This is a genomic window from Algibacter amylolyticus, from assembly GCF_014202225.1.
In the GTDB taxonomy this organism is placed as follows: domain Bacteria; phylum Bacteroidota; class Bacteroidia; order Flavobacteriales; family Flavobacteriaceae; genus Algibacter_B; species Algibacter_B amylolyticus.
This window is the reverse complement of sequence record NZ_JACHGE010000009.1, coordinates 97,167-117,899: the sequence shown is the minus strand read 5'-3', so window position 1 is coordinate 117,899 and position 20,733 is coordinate 97,167. Positions and strand designations below refer to the sequence as shown.

General features: G+C 32.7%; 16 protein-coding genes. 8 read left to right on the top strand and 8 right to left on the bottom strand.

What is annotated here, in order from left to right:
- The first annotated feature begins 634 nt into the window (after positions 1 to 634).
- Positions 635 to 2,557 (top strand): tetratricopeptide repeat protein, encoded by a 1,923-nt coding sequence (locus HNQ90_RS15100; RefSeq protein WP_144116501.1) that lies wholly within the window; start codon positions 635 to 637, stop codon positions 2,555 to 2,557.
- Positions 2,558 to 2,786: 229 nt separating this feature from the next.
- Here HNQ90_RS15100 and HNQ90_RS15095 read toward each other — a convergent pair whose 3' ends face one another.
- Together HNQ90_RS15095 and HNQ90_RS15090 are read right to left on the bottom strand one after the other, a co-directional pair.
- Positions 2,787 to 4,664: a toll/interleukin-1 receptor domain-containing protein gene (locus HNQ90_RS15095; protein WP_144116502.1), complete on the bottom strand. Its 1,878-nt coding sequence runs from the start codon at positions 4,662 to 4,664 to the stop codon at positions 2,787 to 2,789.
- 282 nt (positions 4,665 to 4,946) lie between these two features.
- The gene (locus HNQ90_RS15090) at positions 4,947 to 5,723 is read right to left on the bottom strand and encodes a 3'-5' exonuclease (RefSeq protein WP_144116503.1); all 777 of its coding nucleotides are present in this window, start codon (positions 5,721 to 5,723) and stop codon (positions 4,947 to 4,949) included.
- A gap of 63 nt (positions 5,724 to 5,786) precedes the next feature.
- Between HNQ90_RS15090 and HNQ90_RS15085 the strand changes: the two genes are divergently transcribed.
- On the top strand, positions 5,787 to 6,437 hold the full coding sequence (locus tag HNQ90_RS15085; protein WP_144116504.1) for a thioredoxin domain-containing protein: 651 nt from the start codon (positions 5,787 to 5,789) through the stop codon (positions 6,435 to 6,437).
- Between the two features lie 94 nt (positions 6,438 to 6,531).
- Here HNQ90_RS15085 and HNQ90_RS15080 read toward each other — a convergent pair whose 3' ends face one another.
- From HNQ90_RS15080 to recR, 4 genes are all read right to left on the bottom strand, one after another.
- Positions 6,532 to 7,284 carry a hypothetical protein gene (locus tag HNQ90_RS15080; protein ID WP_144116505.1) on the bottom strand — a complete coding sequence of 251 codons (753 nt, stop codon included), beginning with the start codon at positions 7,282 to 7,284 and terminating at the stop codon, positions 6,532 to 6,534.
- A gap of 52 nt (positions 7,285 to 7,336) precedes the next feature.
- Complete coding sequence (locus tag HNQ90_RS15075; protein ID WP_144116506.1) at positions 7,337 to 8,689, bottom strand: dihydrolipoamide acetyltransferase family protein; 1,353 nt, start codon at positions 8,687 to 8,689, stop codon at positions 7,337 to 7,339.
- A gap of 85 nt (positions 8,690 to 8,774) precedes the next feature.
- Complete coding sequence (locus HNQ90_RS15070; protein ID WP_144116507.1) at positions 8,775 to 9,875, bottom strand: glycosyltransferase family 2 protein; 1,101 nt, start codon at positions 9,873 to 9,875, stop codon at positions 8,775 to 8,777.
- Positions 9,876 to 9,887: 12 nt separating this feature from the next.
- Complete coding sequence (gene recR, locus HNQ90_RS15065) at positions 9,888 to 10,505, bottom strand: recombination mediator RecR (RefSeq protein ID WP_144116508.1); 618 nt, start codon at positions 10,503 to 10,505, stop codon at positions 9,888 to 9,890.
- Between the two features lie 180 nt (positions 10,506 to 10,685).
- On the opposite strand from recR, the gene HNQ90_RS15060 reads away from it, so the two are divergent.
- On the top strand, positions 10,686 to 12,140 hold the full coding sequence (locus tag HNQ90_RS15060; protein WP_144116509.1) for a sodium:solute symporter: 1,455 nt from the start codon (positions 10,686 to 10,688) through the stop codon (positions 12,138 to 12,140).
- On the opposite strand, the gene HNQ90_RS15055 is transcribed toward HNQ90_RS15060, so the two are convergent.
- A complete protein-coding gene (locus tag HNQ90_RS15055) occupies positions 12,117 to 12,479 on the bottom strand; it encodes a CoA-binding protein (RefSeq protein ID WP_144116510.1) in 363 nt (120 codons plus the stop codon). The two genes, HNQ90_RS15060 and HNQ90_RS15055, sit on opposite strands and share 24 nt — an antisense overlap.
- A 105-nt stretch (positions 12,480 to 12,584) precedes the next feature.
- Here HNQ90_RS15055 and HNQ90_RS15050 point away from each other — a divergent pair, with 105 nt between their 5' ends.
- Positions 12,585 to 15,059, top strand: coding sequence for a TonB-dependent receptor domain-containing protein (locus HNQ90_RS15050; RefSeq protein WP_144116511.1), 2,475 nt, complete (start codon positions 12,585 to 12,587; stop codon positions 15,057 to 15,059).
- Positions 15,060 to 15,660: 601 nt separating this feature from the next.
- Here HNQ90_RS15050 and HNQ90_RS15045 read toward each other — a convergent pair.
- Entirely contained in the window at positions 15,661 to 16,674 is a 1,014-nt protein-coding gene (locus tag HNQ90_RS15045) for a 3-oxoacyl-ACP synthase III family protein (protein WP_092852912.1), read from the bottom strand.
- Between the two features lie 288 nt (positions 16,675 to 16,962).
- Here HNQ90_RS15045 and htpG point away from each other — a divergent pair, with 288 nt between their 5' ends.
- The 4 genes from htpG to HNQ90_RS18105 all read left to right on the top strand — a co-directional run bounded on the left by htpG (position 16,963) and on the right by HNQ90_RS18105 (position 20,691).
- Positions 16,963 to 18,873 carry a molecular chaperone HtpG gene (htpG, locus tag HNQ90_RS15040; protein ID WP_144116512.1) on the top strand — a complete coding sequence of 637 codons (1,911 nt, stop codon included), beginning with the start codon at positions 16,963 to 16,965 and terminating at the stop codon, positions 18,871 to 18,873.
- A gap of 193 nt (positions 18,874 to 19,066) precedes the next feature.
- Positions 19,067 to 19,750 carry a DUF4377 domain-containing protein gene (locus tag HNQ90_RS15035; protein ID WP_144116513.1) on the top strand — a complete coding sequence of 228 codons (684 nt, stop codon included), beginning with the start codon at positions 19,067 to 19,069 and terminating at the stop codon, positions 19,748 to 19,750.
- 125 nt (positions 19,751 to 19,875) lie between these two features.
- Complete coding sequence (locus HNQ90_RS17910) at positions 19,876 to 20,238, top strand: DUF6597 domain-containing transcriptional factor (RefSeq protein WP_206669649.1); 363 nt, start codon at positions 19,876 to 19,878, stop codon at positions 20,236 to 20,238.
- A 21-nt stretch (positions 20,239 to 20,259) separates the two neighbouring features.
- Positions 20,260 to 20,691 carry a helix-turn-helix domain-containing protein gene (locus HNQ90_RS18105; RefSeq protein WP_206669650.1) on the top strand — a complete coding sequence of 144 codons (432 nt, stop codon included), beginning with the start codon at positions 20,260 to 20,262 and terminating at the stop codon, positions 20,689 to 20,691.
- Positions 20,692 to 20,733 lie beyond the last annotated feature (42 nt).

Below are 20,733 nucleotides of genomic sequence, written 5' to 3'. Positions count from 1 at the left end.
CACCTCCTATCGTCGGGCTGTGGGCTTTCCTCTTCTATCCCTAACGCGGGTTAGCTTGTAACGGTTAGTTCTCACACAGCAACATTTTCTTTTTTGCAAATTTATGGTTTTGATTTTTTTTTAGAATAAGGAATTTCTTTTATTTTAAATATTTGCATCCTTGTTGTAAAACGTTTTTAATTAAAATAAGTTTATTTACAAAGGCGAACATTCCATTAATATTATAAAAAGCAAAAAACCTCTCCTTTTTAACAACATCCGTCTCATAAAAAATTTAGAACAAAAAAACCCCTAAATTAAAGAGGTTTGTTATGTGTAGTTTTAGTTAGCAATACTTGTATTAACCTGGTTGAATATCGGCCCCTGGTTTTGGTATTACCCTTGGCTTTGGTTTTTGGGGTGTTTCTTGATTGTTTGAAGCCGAATCTGGCTGCTCTGTATTTGGTGGTGTTGGCATAATGTAAAATATTAAATTAAACAATAACTAAATATAGCGATTTAATGGATAATAAATTAATTTGCCTGGAACAAATTTTAAATGGATGTTTGATTTTGAGTAACTTAGCAACATCAACCAACTAATATGAAGATAAAATCCTTTTTTAATCAGTGCCAGGAAAAGGAAGTATTTAAAATGTTGTCTATATATATTGTATCTGCATGGATTATTCTGCAGGTACTCTCAATAACTTGGCAACCTTTAGGACTTCCTGAAAAATCTGTTACCATTTTAATTGTTATTTTACTGCTTTGCTTTCCGCTGTATATCTTTTTTCTATGGAAATTTAAAATTTTACCAGTTCTAAAATCTGAAATAGACACTGAGCTAAACGAAGAAAAGATAACAAACAAGGCCGCCTTTAAAAAAACCTATTTTTCATTTTTAGCAGGTATTACTTCGCTTTGTGCCATTGCCGTTTTTCTTATTATTAATAAAAATTTCACTCAAGAAAATAATGAACCTCTACCAGAAATAGTAAGCAGTAACAAAATAGCTGTTTTAAAATTTGGTAACAATACAGGCGATTCTCAATATGATATTGTTAGCAAAATGGCGTCAGACTGGATAATCCATGGTATTACCGAAAACCGAGTAGCACAGGTAATTACACAAGATTTAATTGATGAGTACAAAACCAGCTTAAAAGGTAAAAGCACTGCTCAAGACGAAAGTGTGCTAATAAAAAAATATCTAAAACCTAGTAAAATTATTTCGGGGAATTTTTATCTACAAAACGGTAAAATGCTTTTTAAAGCAATGATAACCGATGGTATTACTAATAAAACCCTTATATCCTTTAAACCTTCAGAATGCTCTAAGAATAACCCAATACAATGTATTGAAGATTTAAATGAATCTGTAATAGGATATTTTATTACAGAAGATAAAAAAGGATTGATGCTCCAAAAAACACCACCAAAATACGACGCTTATAAATATCTGCTTGAAGCAAAATATAGTAATAACAACCAAGAATATATAAATTTACTTAACAATGCCATTGCTGCAGATTCAGACTATTTTGAACCTAAAGTTTTACGGGTTGGGCATTACTACAACATTAAAGAGTTTAAAAAATCTGACTCCTTATTAAAACTAATAAAACCAGACTCTTACACTAACAAACGTCAGCTAAATTTGCTTAACATGTACGAAGCCCTTTTAAAAGGAGACAACCGTACGGTTTACAAAACCATTATAGAAGAATATAAAATAGCGCCATTTGATTTAAAAACAAACAGAACTGCAATGGTTGTTGCATTACAATACGTTAACAGACCAGAAGATGTTTCAGAAATGTTTAAAGCAATTAATATGGACAGCATGAATCTTAAAAATTGTTCAGATTGTGTACAACGTATTTATGTAAATGCATTTTCAGATATTGAATTGGGTAAAAACACAATAGCCATTCAAAGCATTGAAAAAGCACAGAAAGAAGACCAAGCTAAATTATTAAACAAACCATTGGTAATAGCTTATGTTCGAGCCAACAAAACAGAAGCTTTAAATGCCTTTTTAAGAAAAATTAAAATTACTTCAACCCCAGCTGAAACACAAGAACTATACCTGCAAGCAGGAAAAGAATATCTTTTGAAAGATGAAAAAACCAAAGCCCATGAATATTTCGATAAGATAATAAATGCCCCAAAAGAAACACTAGATTCAAAGATGCTTGCAAATGCTTTGTTTTACAAGGAAGCCTTTACTGAGACCAAAACAGTTTTAAAAGAACTGCACAAAATAAACCCGAAGGACATTGACATTTTAACAAAATTGGCAATCTGTAACTTTAAACAAGCCAACCAAAACGAAGCCAATAAAAATATTAGTGCTATTAAAAACCTAAGAGCCAATTACCAATTTGGAGAAGTAGATTATGCTTTGGCACAATATTACGCCTCGATAGATAAAACTCCAGAGCTTTATAATTATTTACTAAAAGCTGCAGCAAACGGCCATTCCTACCATTGGAAATATTTTAAAAACGATCCCCAATTCAAAAAATATAATAAAACAAAAGAATTTGAAGAAGTTATGAATTTCTGGAAATAACCATTTTACCTTTTTAAAATTTGAATTAAAATAGCTAAATTAAAAAACGTTCATGCTTAGTAATTGGTCTTGGTAGCTAAGGTTTTCTAGAAACCATTGATGATGAGAAAGCGCTTAGCAGATTATAAATCATATAGTAACAGCTAGCTAATACAAATTAAATTTTACAATTTTTACCTGCAAATCATATCTTATTAATTTAGATTCTATAATTATCCTAGTGATAATATTAATCAGAAATAAAAAACCTTTGTTTATCTGCATCACTTAACGGTGCTACTAGACCCATAACTTTATCATTAAATCTATTAATAATAAAATCAGGATCTAAAGAAAATATACGCTGTACTCCATCCATGTAGCTAACTTTCACAAATTTACTATCCAAAGAGAAACATAAAGTAATTGCAGGATTATCGATAGTATCTATAGAAAATGCAATAAGTAAATCGTTATGGGCATTAAAAACCCCTTGGTAACTAGCAAAGAACGCCTTATCTGGACTAGAAATGTTTGTAAGTCGCATACCTTTACCTTCTGGGAATTCTGCGATTATATCATGCTCTGTAGTTTTTAACGCCTGTGCTTTATAAAATGAATATTCAGCTTCGCTATCAGCAGGTTCCATGAAAAAATTCCCATCTAAGGATAAATTATCATAGTCGTTTTCTGAATTTACTATTTCAATATAAGGGAACGGTAGTTTTTTGTAATAATACATGGTTTTTTCTTTGTCTTTACGAATACCATTTTCATATTTACTGTCAAAACTAGCAACCGCAATAAATTCATCATTCATTATAAAGGACACATATCGAACAGGAAAATCATCGGTGGACTTATACAGCGCTCTATCTTTAAATTTATTTCGATTGGACATGTATTTATACCCATTATTTTCTATTAAAGCCGTTTTTCCGTTGGCTGCTCCAAGCAAAGTATTCGTACCATCTTTTGATATATCAACATCTTGAACATAGCCTGTATAAAGATTAAAACCTGGCAATATGATATTTGATTCGGTGATAGTGTAACCATAAACACCTAAATTGATAAAGTAAATTTTAGAATGCTCGATGGTAAGGCTAGATAAAACATAAATAGCACTTCGTGTTCGTTCATTAATATATAAATCAGATTGATTAGAAACGTAAACATCGTTTTTAATTGTTGTTCCAATGGAATCAGTAATTCTTAACACGTCATTATATAAAGGATTGTTTGTGTTTTCATATTTGTTGCTTTCTTGTTTGTCAACATCCGGCATGTCTACAGATAGATCTTGGTAAAAACCATAGCCGCTGTAAAATACTTTTATCAGTTGTTCTTTGGCGCCTATGGTGGAAAAGTTTTTCTTTTTAGCAAAATGAAAGGCTTCTTCTGCAAGGCGTAAAGATATGGTAGGATCTTCATTTAGTTGGGCTTGAGAGTTTGCAATATAAGTTGAAAGTAAAGCTTCATTCTTTTTATGTACTGCAAAAAAGGAGGTTCCAATAGCAATAATTAAAAGCATACTTAAAATACCTATCGCAGCATTTCTTATTCGCATGGTGCGCTTATGCTGTATTGCGGCTTCACTTTCCATAGCGCCTACAGATTTACCATGAAGTGTAGCCGCTAACAACACCAATCTTGATCTAAATTTTGGATTGTCGAGATGTAATTCTTCCTCCGGATCTAAATCTCTAAAATCTACATAAAAAGGTTCTCCTTTAAATGCTCCCGACAAACTTTTTGGAAGTGCCGTTGTAACATCCCAATCGAAATCGTTGGTATCTTCATTATATAAAATATCACCCTCTGTAAGTACGATTATAAACTTTTCAATAGTTTTATGCTCTAGCCAATATTCCACTTCGCGCTGGCACCACTTGGATTGGGCATAGCGCTTATTTGCCATACAAATAAAGTAATCCGAACCTTCAAGACCAACTCTAATCTTGTCGCCTAAATCTGAAGCTAACGGAAGATCGTTAGCGTCTCTAAATATCTCTAATGCACGACGTTTAAATGTGGGTTTAGCAAATTTCTCAAGGGCTTTTTCAAGGCTTGTGCCTAAGTCTGTATCTTGCGTATGGTTGTAGGAAAGAAAAGCATTGTATTTCATATAACGAAAGATTATGTAGTTTCCTAATTTGCGCAAGTTTTCGTTATTTAGGCAATAATAATGGCCACCGTATTTGCCCGCAATAATTTTCCGAAGGAAATAAAACGTAGCAAACACGCAATATTCTTTGCATAATTGGCTTTATTTATTTGCAGCCAACGGCATAGTATAAAATTAGTTGCGTTTTTGTTTACGAGGATTACCTGAAGGAAAATAAGACCTAACAAAAATGAACGTAATTTTGATTAAGTACTAATTTACGCATTATATTTATACTGTGAACTAACCCAATTTATTATTAAAGCTTCTAAGCTTTATAGCTGTTAGCACCTTTTTAGTATACAACGGAAAATCGGCATTTAGCAACCAACCAAAATATCCTGGTTCTTTCTCTAAAACTTCGGTAACCAATTTACCTTTATGTTTTCCGAAAGAAAAACACTCTACACCCTCCTTATTATAGGCAATAAAACCTGCAAAATCGGCAAACTTTTTTCGAGAACTAAACTCTGCTAAAAACTTGGTGTCGTTTTCTAGGTCATCGTATCTATCTAATTGTGCTTTTAAAACCTCGTAAGTCGCTTTGGTATCTGCTTCTGCACTATGGGCATTTTCTAAACTTTCATCGCAATAAAACTTATAAGCAGCACTTAGCGTGCGTTGTTCCATTTTATGAAAAATAGTTTGAACATCGACTGCCAAAGTACTTTTCATATCGAAATCTATTCCGGCACGTAACATTTCCTCTGCCAATAACGGAATATCAAAACGATTAGAATTAAAGCCTCCTAAATCGGAATCTTTAATCATATTATAAATATCCTTAGCTAGAACCTTAAAAGTAGGCTCGTTTGCCACTCTTTCATTGGAAACACCATGAATAGCCACAACCTCATCGGGTATAACCATTTCTGGGTTTACCAACCATGTTTTACTTTCTTCGGTGCCATTAGGAAATACTTTTAATATAGAAATTTCTACTATACGGTCTTTGGTTATGTTGATTCCTGTGGTTTCTAAGTCGAAAAAACAGATGGGTCTTTTTAGGTTTAATTGCATTACTTTTATGGTATGTTTATTGCAAATATAATTTTTTAAAATTTGTTTAATTTTGCATTACCTATGAAATTGAAATTTAATCGCTTCTTTTTAGTTATACTCATTTTTTTAACATCTTTTTTAGGCTTTGCTCAAGGTGCAAATCCTGAGAATGTTACGCTTGTGGAAAAGCAAAACGGAAAACGCTTAGAGCTTTACGCCAAAAACACAGATACTATTCCATATGTAGTATTCTTGCGTGTTACTACTAATGATTATAGACGTAGCAGTAACCGACCTGTATTAAAGCCTGTAGGCGCTAATAGCGAAGTACATTTGTTAACCCTTATTAAATTGGCTAGTTCTGAGGGGAATTACGAACATCAATTTATTGTAAATGAGGTAAGCACAAATTTAAAGTTTAGAAAGGACAACGACGATATGCAAATAAATTTTGATGCGGCTTTAAAAACAGCAAACATTACTTTATTTGAATCTGACGCGTGCGAAATTTGCGAGGACACTAAATTATTATTTAACAATAACAAAGTAGCCTATAATGTCAAGGATATTAATAACGACCAAGATTTACTTTTAAAAGCACTTAAAAACAATGGACAATCAGCAGAAAACATACAGCAAGATGTATTTGTTTTAAAAATTGAAGATGCCATTTATAGAGGAATAAGAACTAAAAAAGAACTTTTAGAGGCTTTAAAAAACCACATAGAATAAATTATTAAACTTCAACAAGGCTATTAACGCCATACTTATCGCGTTGTATATTTTTTACTAGAAAAAGAGATTACATTTACAACGTTAATTACTTTCAATCTTCATTTAAAAGTTCGATTTCACGTAGAAACTCTGTTTTATGAACGCCCCATTTATAAGGCGTAATTACAGTATCGTAGTCATATTTAGAGCCCGAATATTGAGCATAGAACTCCCCGTTTGGCTGTATAATTACAATGTTAAACACCATGTTAAATTTCTTAAAAAAGCCTCTAATAAATTGATTTTTATCCAAGTACCATTCTAAACCCTTTTCTTCCAAAGGAAAACCTTCGTTTTTAGCATAAAGATGCAGTACACTTAGTTCTTCTTTCTTTTTTCTATGATACTTAATACATTGCTTATAACCATACATAATAGCGCTGTAATTTTGTGCGTGCATATGCCTAGATATCCCTAGATTAAGATCTAGATTTCCTGCATTATGGTGTTTAAGCAATTTATAAGTATTATTTAAGCTATCAAATTTATATACGGGTGTTCTATTTGGGTAATCTTTGGGATTCTTTAAAGTATTTGTGTAATGAATGACTATAGTTTTTGTGGTATCTAATTTATAATTAGATGACAAAAAATTAAAAAGACGCTCTTTAGAGTAAAGAGGCATTTTATCATACACATAATTTAACCTAAGTGTTTGCAAAACCAAAGTATCTGTAGAATACCTTGTTCCACTATAAATTGAGGATTGCTCTTTGGTGTAGAATTTTGTTTTTGAAACAGTATTGTCAAGTTCGTCTAAGTAAATGGTATCAGATTGAGAAAATGCCTTTACGTAGCAAAACATGGTTGCTAGCAAAAAAAACAAAAATCTAAAATTAATTTTAGTTAGCATTAAATCAAATCTCTCTATTCACATCCCAAGCTTCAAGGTAATCCGTTACAGCTTTAACAAACATGCCACCTAATGCGCCATTTACGACACGATGATCGTAAGAATGTGACAAGTACATTTTGTAACGAATACCAATAAAATCGCCTTCTGGGGTTTCAATAACTGCAGGGACTTTTCTAATAGCTCCTAATGCTAAAATACCTACTTGAGGTTGGTTAATTATTGGAGTCCCCATAATACTACCAAAAGTACCCACATTTGTAACAGTGTATGTACCGCCTTGAGTATCGTCTGGTTTTAACTTACCTATTCTAGCTCTATTTGCTAAATCGTTAACTTGCTTTGTCATACCAACCAAATTAAGCTGATCGGCATTTTTAATAACAGGGACTATTAAATTTCCATCTGGTAAAGCCGCGGCCATACCTAAATTAATATTCTTCTTTTTAATGATTTTATCGTCTTGATAAGAAATATTCATCATTGGAAAATCTCGCAAAGCCTTCGCGATAGCTTCCATAAAAATAGGTGTAAAGGTTAAATTTTCCCCTTCACGCTTCATAAAACCATCTTTAACTTTCTTTCTCCAATTCCAAACATTAGTAACATCGGCTTCAATAAAACTCTGTACATGTGCCGAGGTCTTTATAGACTCAACCATATGATGCGCAATAAGCTTGCCCATTCTAGACATGTGTATAATTTCGTCCTCGCCACTAGAAATCGCTACTTGTTGTTTTGCTTTAGGCTCTTCTGCTTTAGGTTGTTCTACCTGTTTAGTAGTAGCTGCCGATGGCTCTGATTTTATAGTACTGGTTTGTTGACCTGCTCCTTTATTTTTTATGTAATCTAAAATATCATTTTTAGTAACTCGAGCATCTTTTCCTGTTCCAGTAATACCATCTAATTCCGCTTGCGAAATACCTTCGGCCTTAGCTATATTTTTAACCAACGGCGAATAAAAACGGTCGCTACTTGATACTACAGCAGGAGTTACAGTTTCTTTAGCTAGAGTTACAGCTTCTTCTAATTCTGCTACAGCTGCTTTTTCATTATCATCTAACACCTCAACGCTTTCTTCTCCATTAAGATTTTCGTTAGCATTAATATCTTCACCTTCAGTTTCTATTATAGCTAACACTTGTCCAACTTGAACAATATCATCAACATTGAAAAAACGTTCCACTAAAACACCATCAACCTCACTAGGCACTTCACTATCTACTTTATCGGTTGCTATTTCCAATACAGGATCGTCCATTTCGATAGTATCACCAACCTCTTTTAACCAAGATGTTATGGTTGCTTCTGCAACACTCTCTCCCATTTTTGGTAACTTAAGCTCAAACTTTGCCATATCAATAACGTAATGCTTGTTTTTAATTTTTATTTTACAAAATTATCAAAAAAAATAACAATTTGCCTTATAATATACAATAAAACTAGTTAAAACTAATAACTTCACCTCTACTCATTCCGTCATCGCTACCTATTATAAAATTAGAATTTTTAGGTAATATTTTAAACGTAACCGATTTATCTAGTTTATTGGTCTCGATAAAACTAATAATTGCTTTAAAGCTTAAAACATTAGCGTCGAAAATAACTTCAGATTCTTTAATAATATTTTTAAGGTCGGATCTTAAAAGTACATCTTTTGTTAAAACCTGCTCAAGCCCTTCATTAATCTTATCTGAGATAAACACATATTTATAAACCCTTTTAATTTTCTTTATATGTTGCTTTCTAAACAAATAAACAATATAAATACCACCCCAAACAAATAAGTCGAATAACATATTTTTCTTAAAGTGCTTTTTGTAAAAAATTTGCATTGCTCCATAAAACCTTCGAGCGTAGTTTTTATCTCTTAATGTACTTTCTCCCTTAAAATGAAGAATGGTTGTATTGCCATAATAATAATTTACATAGCCTTTTTTTAAGGCTTTATAAGAGATATCTATATCTTCGCCATACATAAAATAGTCTTCATCGAAGCCATTAATATCCATATATACAGCGCGCTTTAAAAACATAAATGCACCTACTAATATTTCAACTTCGCTAATATCATTTTGGCCTAAATTACTAGCATAATAATCCTCTGAATTACCTAGCATTTTTTTAAAGGATGCCATAACGTAAGGTATTTTACGCTTACTTTCTGGCAAAAACAGGCCTCTTCCATTAATTAACTTACAACCTACAATACCCAGATTTTTTTTAGTTTCAGAAAAGGCTAATAACTTTATAAAAGTATCTTCGGCTACAACAGTATCGGGATTTAGGATACATAAATACTCTCCTTTTGCAACAGTAACACCAATATTATTGCCCTTTGAAAAACCGGTGTTTTCATTATTTTCTATAAGAGTAACATTGGGAAATTTAGATTTAACCATTTCACAACTAGTGTCTGTAGAATTATTATCTACCACAATAATTTCGGCATCTATATTTGAAATTGCGGCCTCAACACTTTTAAGACATAATTCCAAAAAGCATTTTACATTATAATTTAATATAACTATTGAGAGTTTCAAATTTAGTTTAGTTTATAGTTTAATTGAAGATTCAAACGGAATGCGATTTACAATACTCCGTCCTAAGGTAACTTCATCGGCATATTCCAACTCATCTCCCACCGAAATCCCTCTGGCTATTGTAGATGTTGTTATACCGAAATCCTTAATTTGTTTAAATATATAAAAATTAGTGGTATCGCCTTCCATTGTGGAACTTAATGCAAAAATAAGTTCGTTAATCTTTTCTTCTTTTACTTTATTTACTAATGATTCTATATTTAATTGGTGTGGACCAATACCATCCATTGGAGATATTTTACCTCCTAAAACATGATACACACCTCTAAAGGAACTCGTGTTTTCAATGGCCATAACATCTCTTATATCTTCAACAACACAGATAATATCTTTATTACGTTTTGGGTTGGCACATATTTCACAAAGTTCAACATCACTAATATTATGGCAAGATTTACAGAATTTAACTTCACTCCTCATAGTTTGTAGTGCTTCAGACAGGGCTAAAGTTTGATCTTTAGGTTGCCTTAGCATGTGCAAAACCAAACGCAATGCCGTACGCTTACCAATACCTGGTAACTGTGACATTTCGTTAACTGCACGTTCTAAAAGTTTAGAAGAAAATTCCATAGCGGCGAAATTACTATTTAGCCATCAAAATCGCTAATTTTAAACCTCACTTTTAATATATTATTTGTTATTTACACATTTAAATTACACTTACTAACAGCAATATAACCGTCATAAAAAACTAAAACCCTTTTTTCGATTTATATTTGTACATTCAAAACTAAAAAATCATTTATTATTATGACGGCTACTCAAATCATGCTACTTATTGCAGCTTATTTTGTTGTTTTAATCTTAATCTCCTATTTTACTGGTAAAGAGGACAGTAACGAGGCTTTTTTTAAAGCTAACAAATCGGCTCCATGGTATTTAGTTGCTTTTGGTATGATTGGTGCCTCACTTTCTGGGGTTACTTTTATTTCGGTGCCCGGTATGATAGAAGGTCAACAATTTGCTTATATGCAAGGGGTTCTTGGTTTTTTTGTAGGATATCTATTTATATTATTTGTTCTGCTTCCTATTTATTACAAACTTAATGTTACGTCTATTTATCAATATTTAGAACAACGCTTTGGTGTAATCAGTTATAAAACTGGTGCTTTTTTCTTTTTACTATCGCGTGTTACGGGAGCTTCGTTTAGGCTCTTTTTAGTGGCTTTAGCTATGCAGTATATCGTTTTTGAAGATATTGGCGTTCCGTTTTGGGCTACGGTAGTTATATCCATTCTTTTAATATGGATTTATACAAATAGAGGCGGTATAAAAACGATTGTTTGGACAGACACATTACAAACTCTAGCGATGTTAACTTCTGTAAGTGTTGCTATTTTTTTAATTACCGATAAATTAGATTGGACCTATGTTGAATTTTTAAATTCCCCGGAGTTTTCTGCTAAAGGAAAAATTTTCTTTTTTGACGATCCTAATGCGACAACGTATTTCTGGAAATATTTTATTGGTGGTATTTTTATAGCTATTGCTATGACTGGTTTAGACCAAGATATGATGCAAAAAAATCTAACTTGTAAAACTCCTACCGAAGCCAAGAAAAACATGTTTACAATGGCTACGCTACTTATATTTGTAAACTTTTTCTTTTTATCTCTAGGCGCATTATTATTTATTTATGCTGATAAATTTGGATTGCAAGTACCAGTTGTTGATGGCAGAGTAAGAACCGATTTATTATTTCCTGAAATAGCCATGAATCAAAATTTAGGTACAGCTTTAAGCGTTACTTTTATTATTGGGTTAATAGCTGCAGCATACTCTAGTGCTGATAGCGCATTAACATCTTTAACCACATCGTTTTCTGTTGATTTTTTAAACATTGAAAAACTACCTAAAGAAGCCCAAAAGCCACTCCGTAAAAAAGTGCATATTGGTGTTTCTATTTTGCTAATAATTGTAGTTATTATTTTTAATAGTTTGGAGGGAAATGTAGTAAGCAACCTCTTTAAATTTGCCACATTTACTTATGGGCCGTTACTTGGTTTGTTTGCATTTGGTATTATTACTAATTACCAAATTAAAGACAAATATGTATGGCTAGTTGGGTTAGCTTCTATACTAATAACATTTACAATTACCTCTTTACCAGAAAGCGTTATAGGAAGTTATAAATTTCATTGGGAAATTTTACCTATAAATGGTTTAATAACTTTTTTAGGTTTAATATTGATTCGTAGAAAGTAACACTAAGGTACAAGCTACTTCAAAAGCTATATTATTTGCTTTTAAAATGCTATATAATTCTGGGTTTTCTGTACCAGGATTAAATATAACACGACTGGGTTTTAAAGACACGATATAATCATAATATTCTTGTTGTCGGGTTGGATTTAAATACAAGGTAACAGAATGCACATCCTTGTATGGCAATAACTCAGTATCTATTTCTACGCCAGCCACTTCTCCTTTACGTAAACCAAAAGCAACCACTTCTATTTTATTTGAAACCAATCGCTTAATAGCCATATTGGAATACCTTTGTGGTTTTAATGATGCCCCAAGCACCAGTGTTTTTCTATTCATATATCTATAAACTGTTAAAAGACTGTTAATTTTACTTAATTACGGTAACAGAACTTAATTTTTGACGTCTTCTAAGAAACATCAATCAAAAATCAAACCACCATTATGAGACCACTAATTTATTTGTGTGCTTTTTTATTTTCCATTTCCATAGCACAAGCCAAAACAACAGATCCCAAAATTGATAAAACAGGAACCGTATTTGGTACTGTATTAGACGCTACTTTAAACCAACCCTTACCGTATGTAAATATTATAATTAAAGATGCAAAAAACGCCAACATTACAGGAGGTATAAGTTTAGACGATGGCACCTTTACTATTAACCAAGTACCCGAAGGCGACATTATTGTAAGCATACAGTACATTGGCTATAAAACAGTAAATAAAACTATTACCATTGGCAAAAACAATTACAATGTTAACTTAGGTACTATTCTACTTGAAGAAGCTGCCGAAGGTTTAGACGCTGTTACCGTAGTAGCCGAAGTATCGACCATACAACAAAAGGTAGACCGAAAAGTAATTACCGTTGGAAAAGATTTAACTACCGCCGGAACTAGCGCTAGCGATATTATGAATAATATTCCTTCGGTTAGTATCGATCAACAATCGGGAAACATTAGCTTACGCGGCAACGAAAATGTGCGTGTTATGGTTGATGGCAAATTAAGTAACGTACCTATTGCACAGCTTTTAAAACAAATTCCATCTACATCTATTAAAGAAATTGAATTAATTACAAATCCTTCGGCTAAATATAATCCTGAAGGCATGAGTGGTATAATTAATATTAAATTACATAAAAACACAAAAATTGGTTTTAATGGTAACCTTAATGTAGGATTAACACATGAGGTTTTTGCAAAATTTAATAGCTCTGTAGATATGAATTACAGAAATGGTAAATTCAATTTTTATGGAAACTACGGAAATAACGTAGGTAAATACGATAATTTTGGATCGATATTGCGTTTGGATGATAATTCGTTACAAAACTTTAAATTTTTAAACAGTGGAACATCGCATTTATATAAAGTTGGCGTCGATTTTTATGTGAATGATAAAAACACGCTTTCATTTTTTACCAACCAAAATATTTATAACGGTAATAATTCTGGAAGTGCCATAATAAGCTACGAATCGCTTAAACAAAGCCAATTATTTAATAATATTTCTGGTAACAATTCTGGACAATATAACTTAGCGTACAAGCATGAATTTACAGATGAAAACGAAACCTTAGATATTGAAATTGATTACAACGATTTTGAAAATGACGAACTTGCCAATTTCAATTTCTTTAATTTTGATTTCCCTACTAACTATGTTGATAATGTTGACACACAACGCCAACAAACCACAGTAAATATTGATTATGTAAAACCTGTAAACGACAAAACCAAAATTGAAGCAGGACTTGAAGCCCGTTTATTTAACACCAATATCGACTACATGTCTACAGGGCAAACGTTTTCTAGCGAAGGCGATATTATACCCACACCAAGTACCGGTTTTGATTACAATAGAGACATATACTCGGCGTACTTTACCTACGGAAAAACATTAGAAAAATGGAACTATCAAGTTGGCATTAGAGCAGAACAGGTTAACGTAAACGCCGATGCTTTAAAAACATTTAGCGATGCTAGCACAGAATTTATTCCTTTTGAAAATGATTATTTTCAAATATACCCATCGGCATTTTTAACTTACAACCCCTCCGAAAAAAACTCCTATCAATTAAGTTTTAGTCGTCGTGTAGACCGCCCAGGCTTACAGCAAGTAAACCCAATTAGAGAATGGAGCACACCGCGTTTATCGTCTTTTGGAAATACCGAATTACAACCTCAATTCACAAACTCTCTTGAAACAAATTATACAAGACAATTAGAAAAAGGGAGTATTACTGCAGGGATTTTTTACAGAATTATTGAGGACAACATTAATAGATATGTATTTATAGATAGAACCAATATAACCTCTGGTAATTCGAATTTATCTTATGACAATTTTGATAACACCACGGCATATGGTTTCGAGTTATCTACAAATTACCGACCAACTAAATGGTGGAGTTTAAATGGTAGTTTTGATTTATACTCGCAAAGGCAACAAGGCATTATAGAGATTTTAAATACCGATGACATACAAAATGCAACCGTAAATGATATTTTGAAGCAAAACAACGAGGTTGAAACTATTATTTGGAATGTAAGAGCATTTAACAATTTTAAAGTATCTAAAAAATTAAGTTTTTCTTTATTTGCAATGTATAGAGGCGAAGAAGAAAGTCTTCAATTCACCAGAGAACCTATGTATATGGTTAATACAGGTATGCGCTATAACTTTTTAGAGGATAACAGAGCTACACTTAGTTTTAATTATAACGATATTTTTAACACTATGAAATTCGAATTTGAAGGCAGCACACCGTTTCCTAATATTGGCGGATTTAACTGGGAAAGCAATACTTGGAATATAGCGCTTTCTTATAGGTTTGGAGGTAACAACTACAGCGCGTTAAAAAGAAAGCAAAGAGAAAACGACACCAAATCTGGTGGTGGCGGCTTTATGTAATATTTACATTTAATAATCTGCATAATAGTTGATGGTTAGTATTTTTTGTACGATTATTAAATAAAAATCCCTAAACATCTAGTTTAGGGATTTTGTTTTTAGGATGGTGTATTTTCAAAATGTTAAAAAATTTGTTAAAATTTGAAAATCAGCACAATAACATACAATATTTTTACGTTAAACGTATAATATGTAATCTAACCAATTAGCGAAAACGTAATTATTTTAGAGTTAGTCGTCTACAAAAACAAATTCGTAGTTTAAGATTCATATAATTAAAGCTCGAAACTTGTTTCGAGTTTTTTTTATCTCATGACATTAAAATCAAATAAGAAATACGCTTTGTAATGTATTTATAAATGCAACGTCTAACCACCATATAATTCTTCATTTAAGTGTTAATTGGAGTTGATTAATAGCTAGAAAAACCCGAAACTATATGTTTCGGGTTTTTTGATTTTATATTTATAGATAAGTTTTACCTTGGTATAGCTGCTTGTTTTTGGCGGATAATGCGTTAGGGATTGAGCATTTGTTGGAGCTCCTCGCAGAGAGCGACTTGCGAAAGCCCGACCCTTGTGGTAACGCCCAAATATTTATTTTAAGCCCATTTTATAATGGCACTTCCCCATGTAAAGCCACTACCAAAGGCGGCTAAAACAACGTTATCGCCTTCTTTTATTTTTCCTTCTTCCCAAGCTTCGGTTAGTGCAATAATAATGGAAGCGGCCGTTGTATTACCGTATTTCATAATGTTATTAAACACTTGGTCGTCGCGCAAACCAAATTTCTTTTGTATAAATTGAGCAATACGCAGGTTGGCTTGATGCGGAATTAACATATCGATGTCTTCCTTTTGTAAGTTGTTTTTTGTTAAACCTTCTACAATAACCTCGCTAAAACGCACTACGGCATTTTTAAATACAAACTGGCCATTCATGTGAGGAAAATAACTTTCATCGTTAGGATCGTTATCTGCGATAATATCGTTTACCCATCGTTTTCCCATTCCTGGAGCTACTAACACCAATTCTTCGGCATGTTCGCCTTGAGAGTGTAAATGCGTAGATAAAATACCTTTTGTATTATCTTCTTCTCTACTTAAAATGGCAGCTCCTGCCCCATCGCCAAAAATTACGGTAACCCCTCGACCTCTTGTGGTTTTATCCAATCCGTGAGAGTGCAATTCGCTACCAATAACTAATATGTTTTTATACATACCGGTTTTTATAAAATTATCTGCCACCGAAATAGCATATACAAAGCCAGAACACTGGTTTCTAACATCTAAGGCGCCAATGGTTTTAATATCTAAAGCATGTTGTACTTGCACTCCTGGTCCAGGGAAATACATATCTGGACTTAAGGTTGCAAAGATTATAAAATCGATATCGTCTTTATCTATTCCTGCGCGCTCTATGGCTTGTTTTGCGGCCTTAACACCCATTGTTGCTGTTGTATCTCCAGAGCCTTCTTTTACCCAACGACGTTCTTTTATACCAGTGCGCTCGGTAATCCACTCATCGTTAGTATCCATCATTTTAGATAAATCATGGTTTGTTACTACATTATCTGGCACGTATTTACCTAGTCCTATTATTTTTGAATTGTACATATGTTTTAGTCTTATTTCTATTTCCGCGAAGACGGAAACCTTCTAAATGAATTAACAAAGTACAAAATTAAACGGTAAAATTCCAAATGAAATAAAATTCCCAAAACCGCATAGATTAAGATTTGGCATTTAGGCTTTCTTTATAATTTACTTTTACCAAAGAAAAAAGGTGTGTCAGTTTGTCATATTTAGTCAATTGGCATTTTTGTTGACTATTACATTTACAGTAAATAAAAAATTAAGTTAAACAGATTTCCTCCTTCGAGGGAATGACAAATAAATTATATTATGACAAAAGGAAACATTAATGTATCGGTAGAAAATATCTTCCCACTCATTAAAAAATTCTTGTATAGCGACCACGAAATATTTTTACGCGAGCTAGTTAGTAACGCAACAGATGCTACTTTAAAACTTAAACATTTAACCAATATTGGCGATGCTAAAGTGGAGTATGGTAATCCTGTAATTGAAGTTAAGATTGATAAGGAAGGTAAAAAACTTCATATTATCGATCAAGGTTTAGGTATGACGGCCGATGAAGTTGAAAAATACATTAACCAAGTGGCTTTTTCTGGAGCTGAAGAGTTTTTAGATAAGTACAAAGATTCGGCTAAAGATTCTGGAATTATTGGACATTTTGGTCTTGGTTTCTACTCTGCATTTATGGTTGCAGAAAAGGTTGAAATTATTACTAAATCGTTTAAAGATGAGCCTGCTGCACATTGGACTTGCGACGGATCGCCAGAATTTACATTAGAAGCTTCTGATAAAACTGATAGAGGATCAGAAATTATACTTCATATTGCCGAAGATTCTACTGAGTTTTTAGAAGAGTCTCGCATCTCTGAGTTGTTGTACAAGTACAACAAGTTTATGCCAGTTTCAATTAAATTTGGAACTAAGGAAATTAACGATCCTGAGCATACACCAGAAACGACTACAGATAAAGATGGTAAAGAAACGACTGAGCCACACAGAAAAATAACGGTTGATAATATTATAAACAACCCAAATCCTGCTTGGACAAAACAACCAGCAGATTTAAAGGATGAAGATTATAGCGCATTCTATAGAGAATTGTATCCAATGCAAATGGAAGAGCCGTTATTCAACATTCATTTAAATGTTGATTATCCGTTTAACTTAACTGGTATTTTATACTTCCCAAAAATGTCTAACGACATGCAAATCCAGAAGGATAAAATTCAACTGTATCAAAACCAAGTATATGTTACCGATAATGTTGAAGGCATTGTACCCGAGTTTTTAACCATGCTTCGTGGTGTTATTGACTCGCCAGATATTCCATTAAACGTATCGCGTTCTTATTTACAAGCCGATGGTGCTGTAAAAAAGATTTCGTCTTACATTACTAGAAAAGTTGCCGATAAATTAAAATCGTTATTTAACAGTAACCGTGAGGATTTTGAAGCTAAATGGAACGATATTAAAATTGTAATTGAATACGGAATGCTTTCTGAAGATAAATTCTTCGAAAAATCTGAAGCGTTCACCTTATACCCAACGGTAGATGGCAAGTATTACACTTACGATGAGTTATTCAATAAAATTAAAGCAAACCAAACCGATAAGGATGGTAAGTTAGTTATCCTTTATGCATCAAATGCAGATGCGCAACACAGTTACATTGAGTCTGCAAAAGCTAAAGATTACGAAGTGTTATTATTGGATTCTCCAATTGTATCGCATTTAATCCAGAAATTAGAAAGCACTAAAGAAAACATTACGTTTGCACGTGTAGATGGCGATCATGTAAATAATTTAATTAAGAAAGATGAAACAACAATTTCTAAATTAGATGAAGAGCAAACTAAAACCTTAGATGAGTTATTAAAATCTGTAATTCCTTCTGATAAATTCCAAGTGCAATTAGAAGCTATGGATAGCACAGAAACACCTTTTACTATTACGCAACCAGAATTTATGCGTAGAATGAAAGAAATGCAAGCTTCAGGAGGCGGAGGTATGCAAATGTTTGGTAACATGCCAGAAATGTACAATGTTATTGTAAATACAAACTCTAAGTTAGTGAGTGATATTTTGGCTACCGAAGCTAAAGAAGATAAAGATCGTTTAATTACACAAAGTTTAGATTTAGCACGTTTATCTCAAGGCCTATTAAAAGGCGAAGAGTTAACAAACTTTATTAAACGTAGTTACGAAATGATTAAATAGGTTATTTGCAGCAAACCCTAAAAAACAGGGCGCTTAATAAACAAAAACCATATATCTTTTCGCTTTCTCGGAAATAATAAAAACCACTTTGTGAAAACAAGGTGGTTTTTTTATGCCATAGTTTATAAAACCTTTAACATTCAATTTTTATAAAAGTTAAGACCTTTGCCGCTTTAAAAAATTAAAAAACCGTATGAAACTATTAAAATCACTTACTGTTATTCTATTCTTAACTATTTTAAGCACATCTTGTAGCACTAAAGAAACAGCAACCGTAACCTATTGGGTAAATAGTGTAAAAGCAGATTGCGATGCTGGGGCAGGTAAAACAAAATGCTTACAAGTTTATAAGGGCACTAATTTAGAAGATGCCAAATGGAGCTACTTCTACGCTCCTATTGAAAATTTTGAATTTGAATTTGGTTATCTTCAAAAAATTGAAGTTACCGAAACGCCTAAAGATAAAACTAATACACCTGCAGATGCATCTTCAATAGCCTACAAACTAGTTAAAGTTTTAGAAAAAAAGAAAGACCCAAAAATGGCTTTACATGATATTTGGGCCGCTACGCACATTAACAGCACCACCATTTCAAACACTAATAACAGACCAAATTTAGAGATTAACGTTGCTAAAATACAAGCTTTAGGTACAGATGGTTGTAACAATTACTCAGGCCAAATTAAAAACATAACAGATAAAACAATAAAATTTGGTGTAATGGCGTCCACAAAAAAAATGTGCGCAAATAGCACTGAAGCCGAAAGTTACAACAAAGCCTTAGCCAATACAACAGCTTATAAAAGAGAAAACTTAATATTAACTTTTTTCGATGTAAATGGCAATGAAACGCTTCGGTTTAAAAAAGTAGATTAATTATAAGGTTACGTTTTCGCTTTCGCGGAAATAATAAAAGCCACTTTGTGAAAACAAGGTGGTTTTTTTATAACCTAAAACTAAGACTCATTTTCTTTTGTTAACTTAGCTCTAAGAGTAATATTATGAACCACAAAATATTTGAACCACAAGAAAATTTGGCAGAATGGGTAAAGTGTTATTGGACTTTAGAGAGTGCACCAGAAAACACACCTACAAAAAATACCATTATTCCAGATGGTACCATGAAACTCATTTTTCATTATGCCGATACTTACCGCCACCACCCAAACAACCAAGAAAGTATTATTTTACCACATTGTTTTTTAATAGGGCAACTTACACGACCTTATGTTGTAGAACCGCTAGGTGTTACGGGCTCATTTGTAGTTCGGTTTCAACCTAACGGCTTTTTTCCATTTGCTAACATTGCTATTAAAGATATTCAAAACACAGCGGTACCCTTAACAGAACTTTTTGGAAAATAAGGCCAAGAGTTAGGAGACAACATTTTAAACGCCAACAATACCAACGAAAGAATTGAGTTAGCAGAAGCATTCCTCCTAAAGCGGTTAACAGATAAAAATACTATAGACAGTATTGTAAAATCGACCGTTGAAACCATTTTTGAGACCAATGGACAATTCTCGGTAACAGAACTCTCCAAACAAAATAACATTAATAGAAGGCAGTTAACCCGTAAATTTTCATCTACCATAGGGTTAAGTCCTAAACAACTCTCTAAAACCATCCGCATTCAAAACACATTAAAAACACTATTAAATAAAGATGTGCCAAGTCTTACCGATTTAGCCTACGAAAATGAGTATTTCGACCAAGCTCATTTTATAAAAGATTTTAAAGAATTTACAGGTTTAACACCTAAGGAGTTTTACGGCGATCATTTAAAAATGTCTTTAATTTTTGACGGCAAAAAATAAGCGTGTCCCATTTTTACAATTTTATATTTTAAAGTCGTAGCA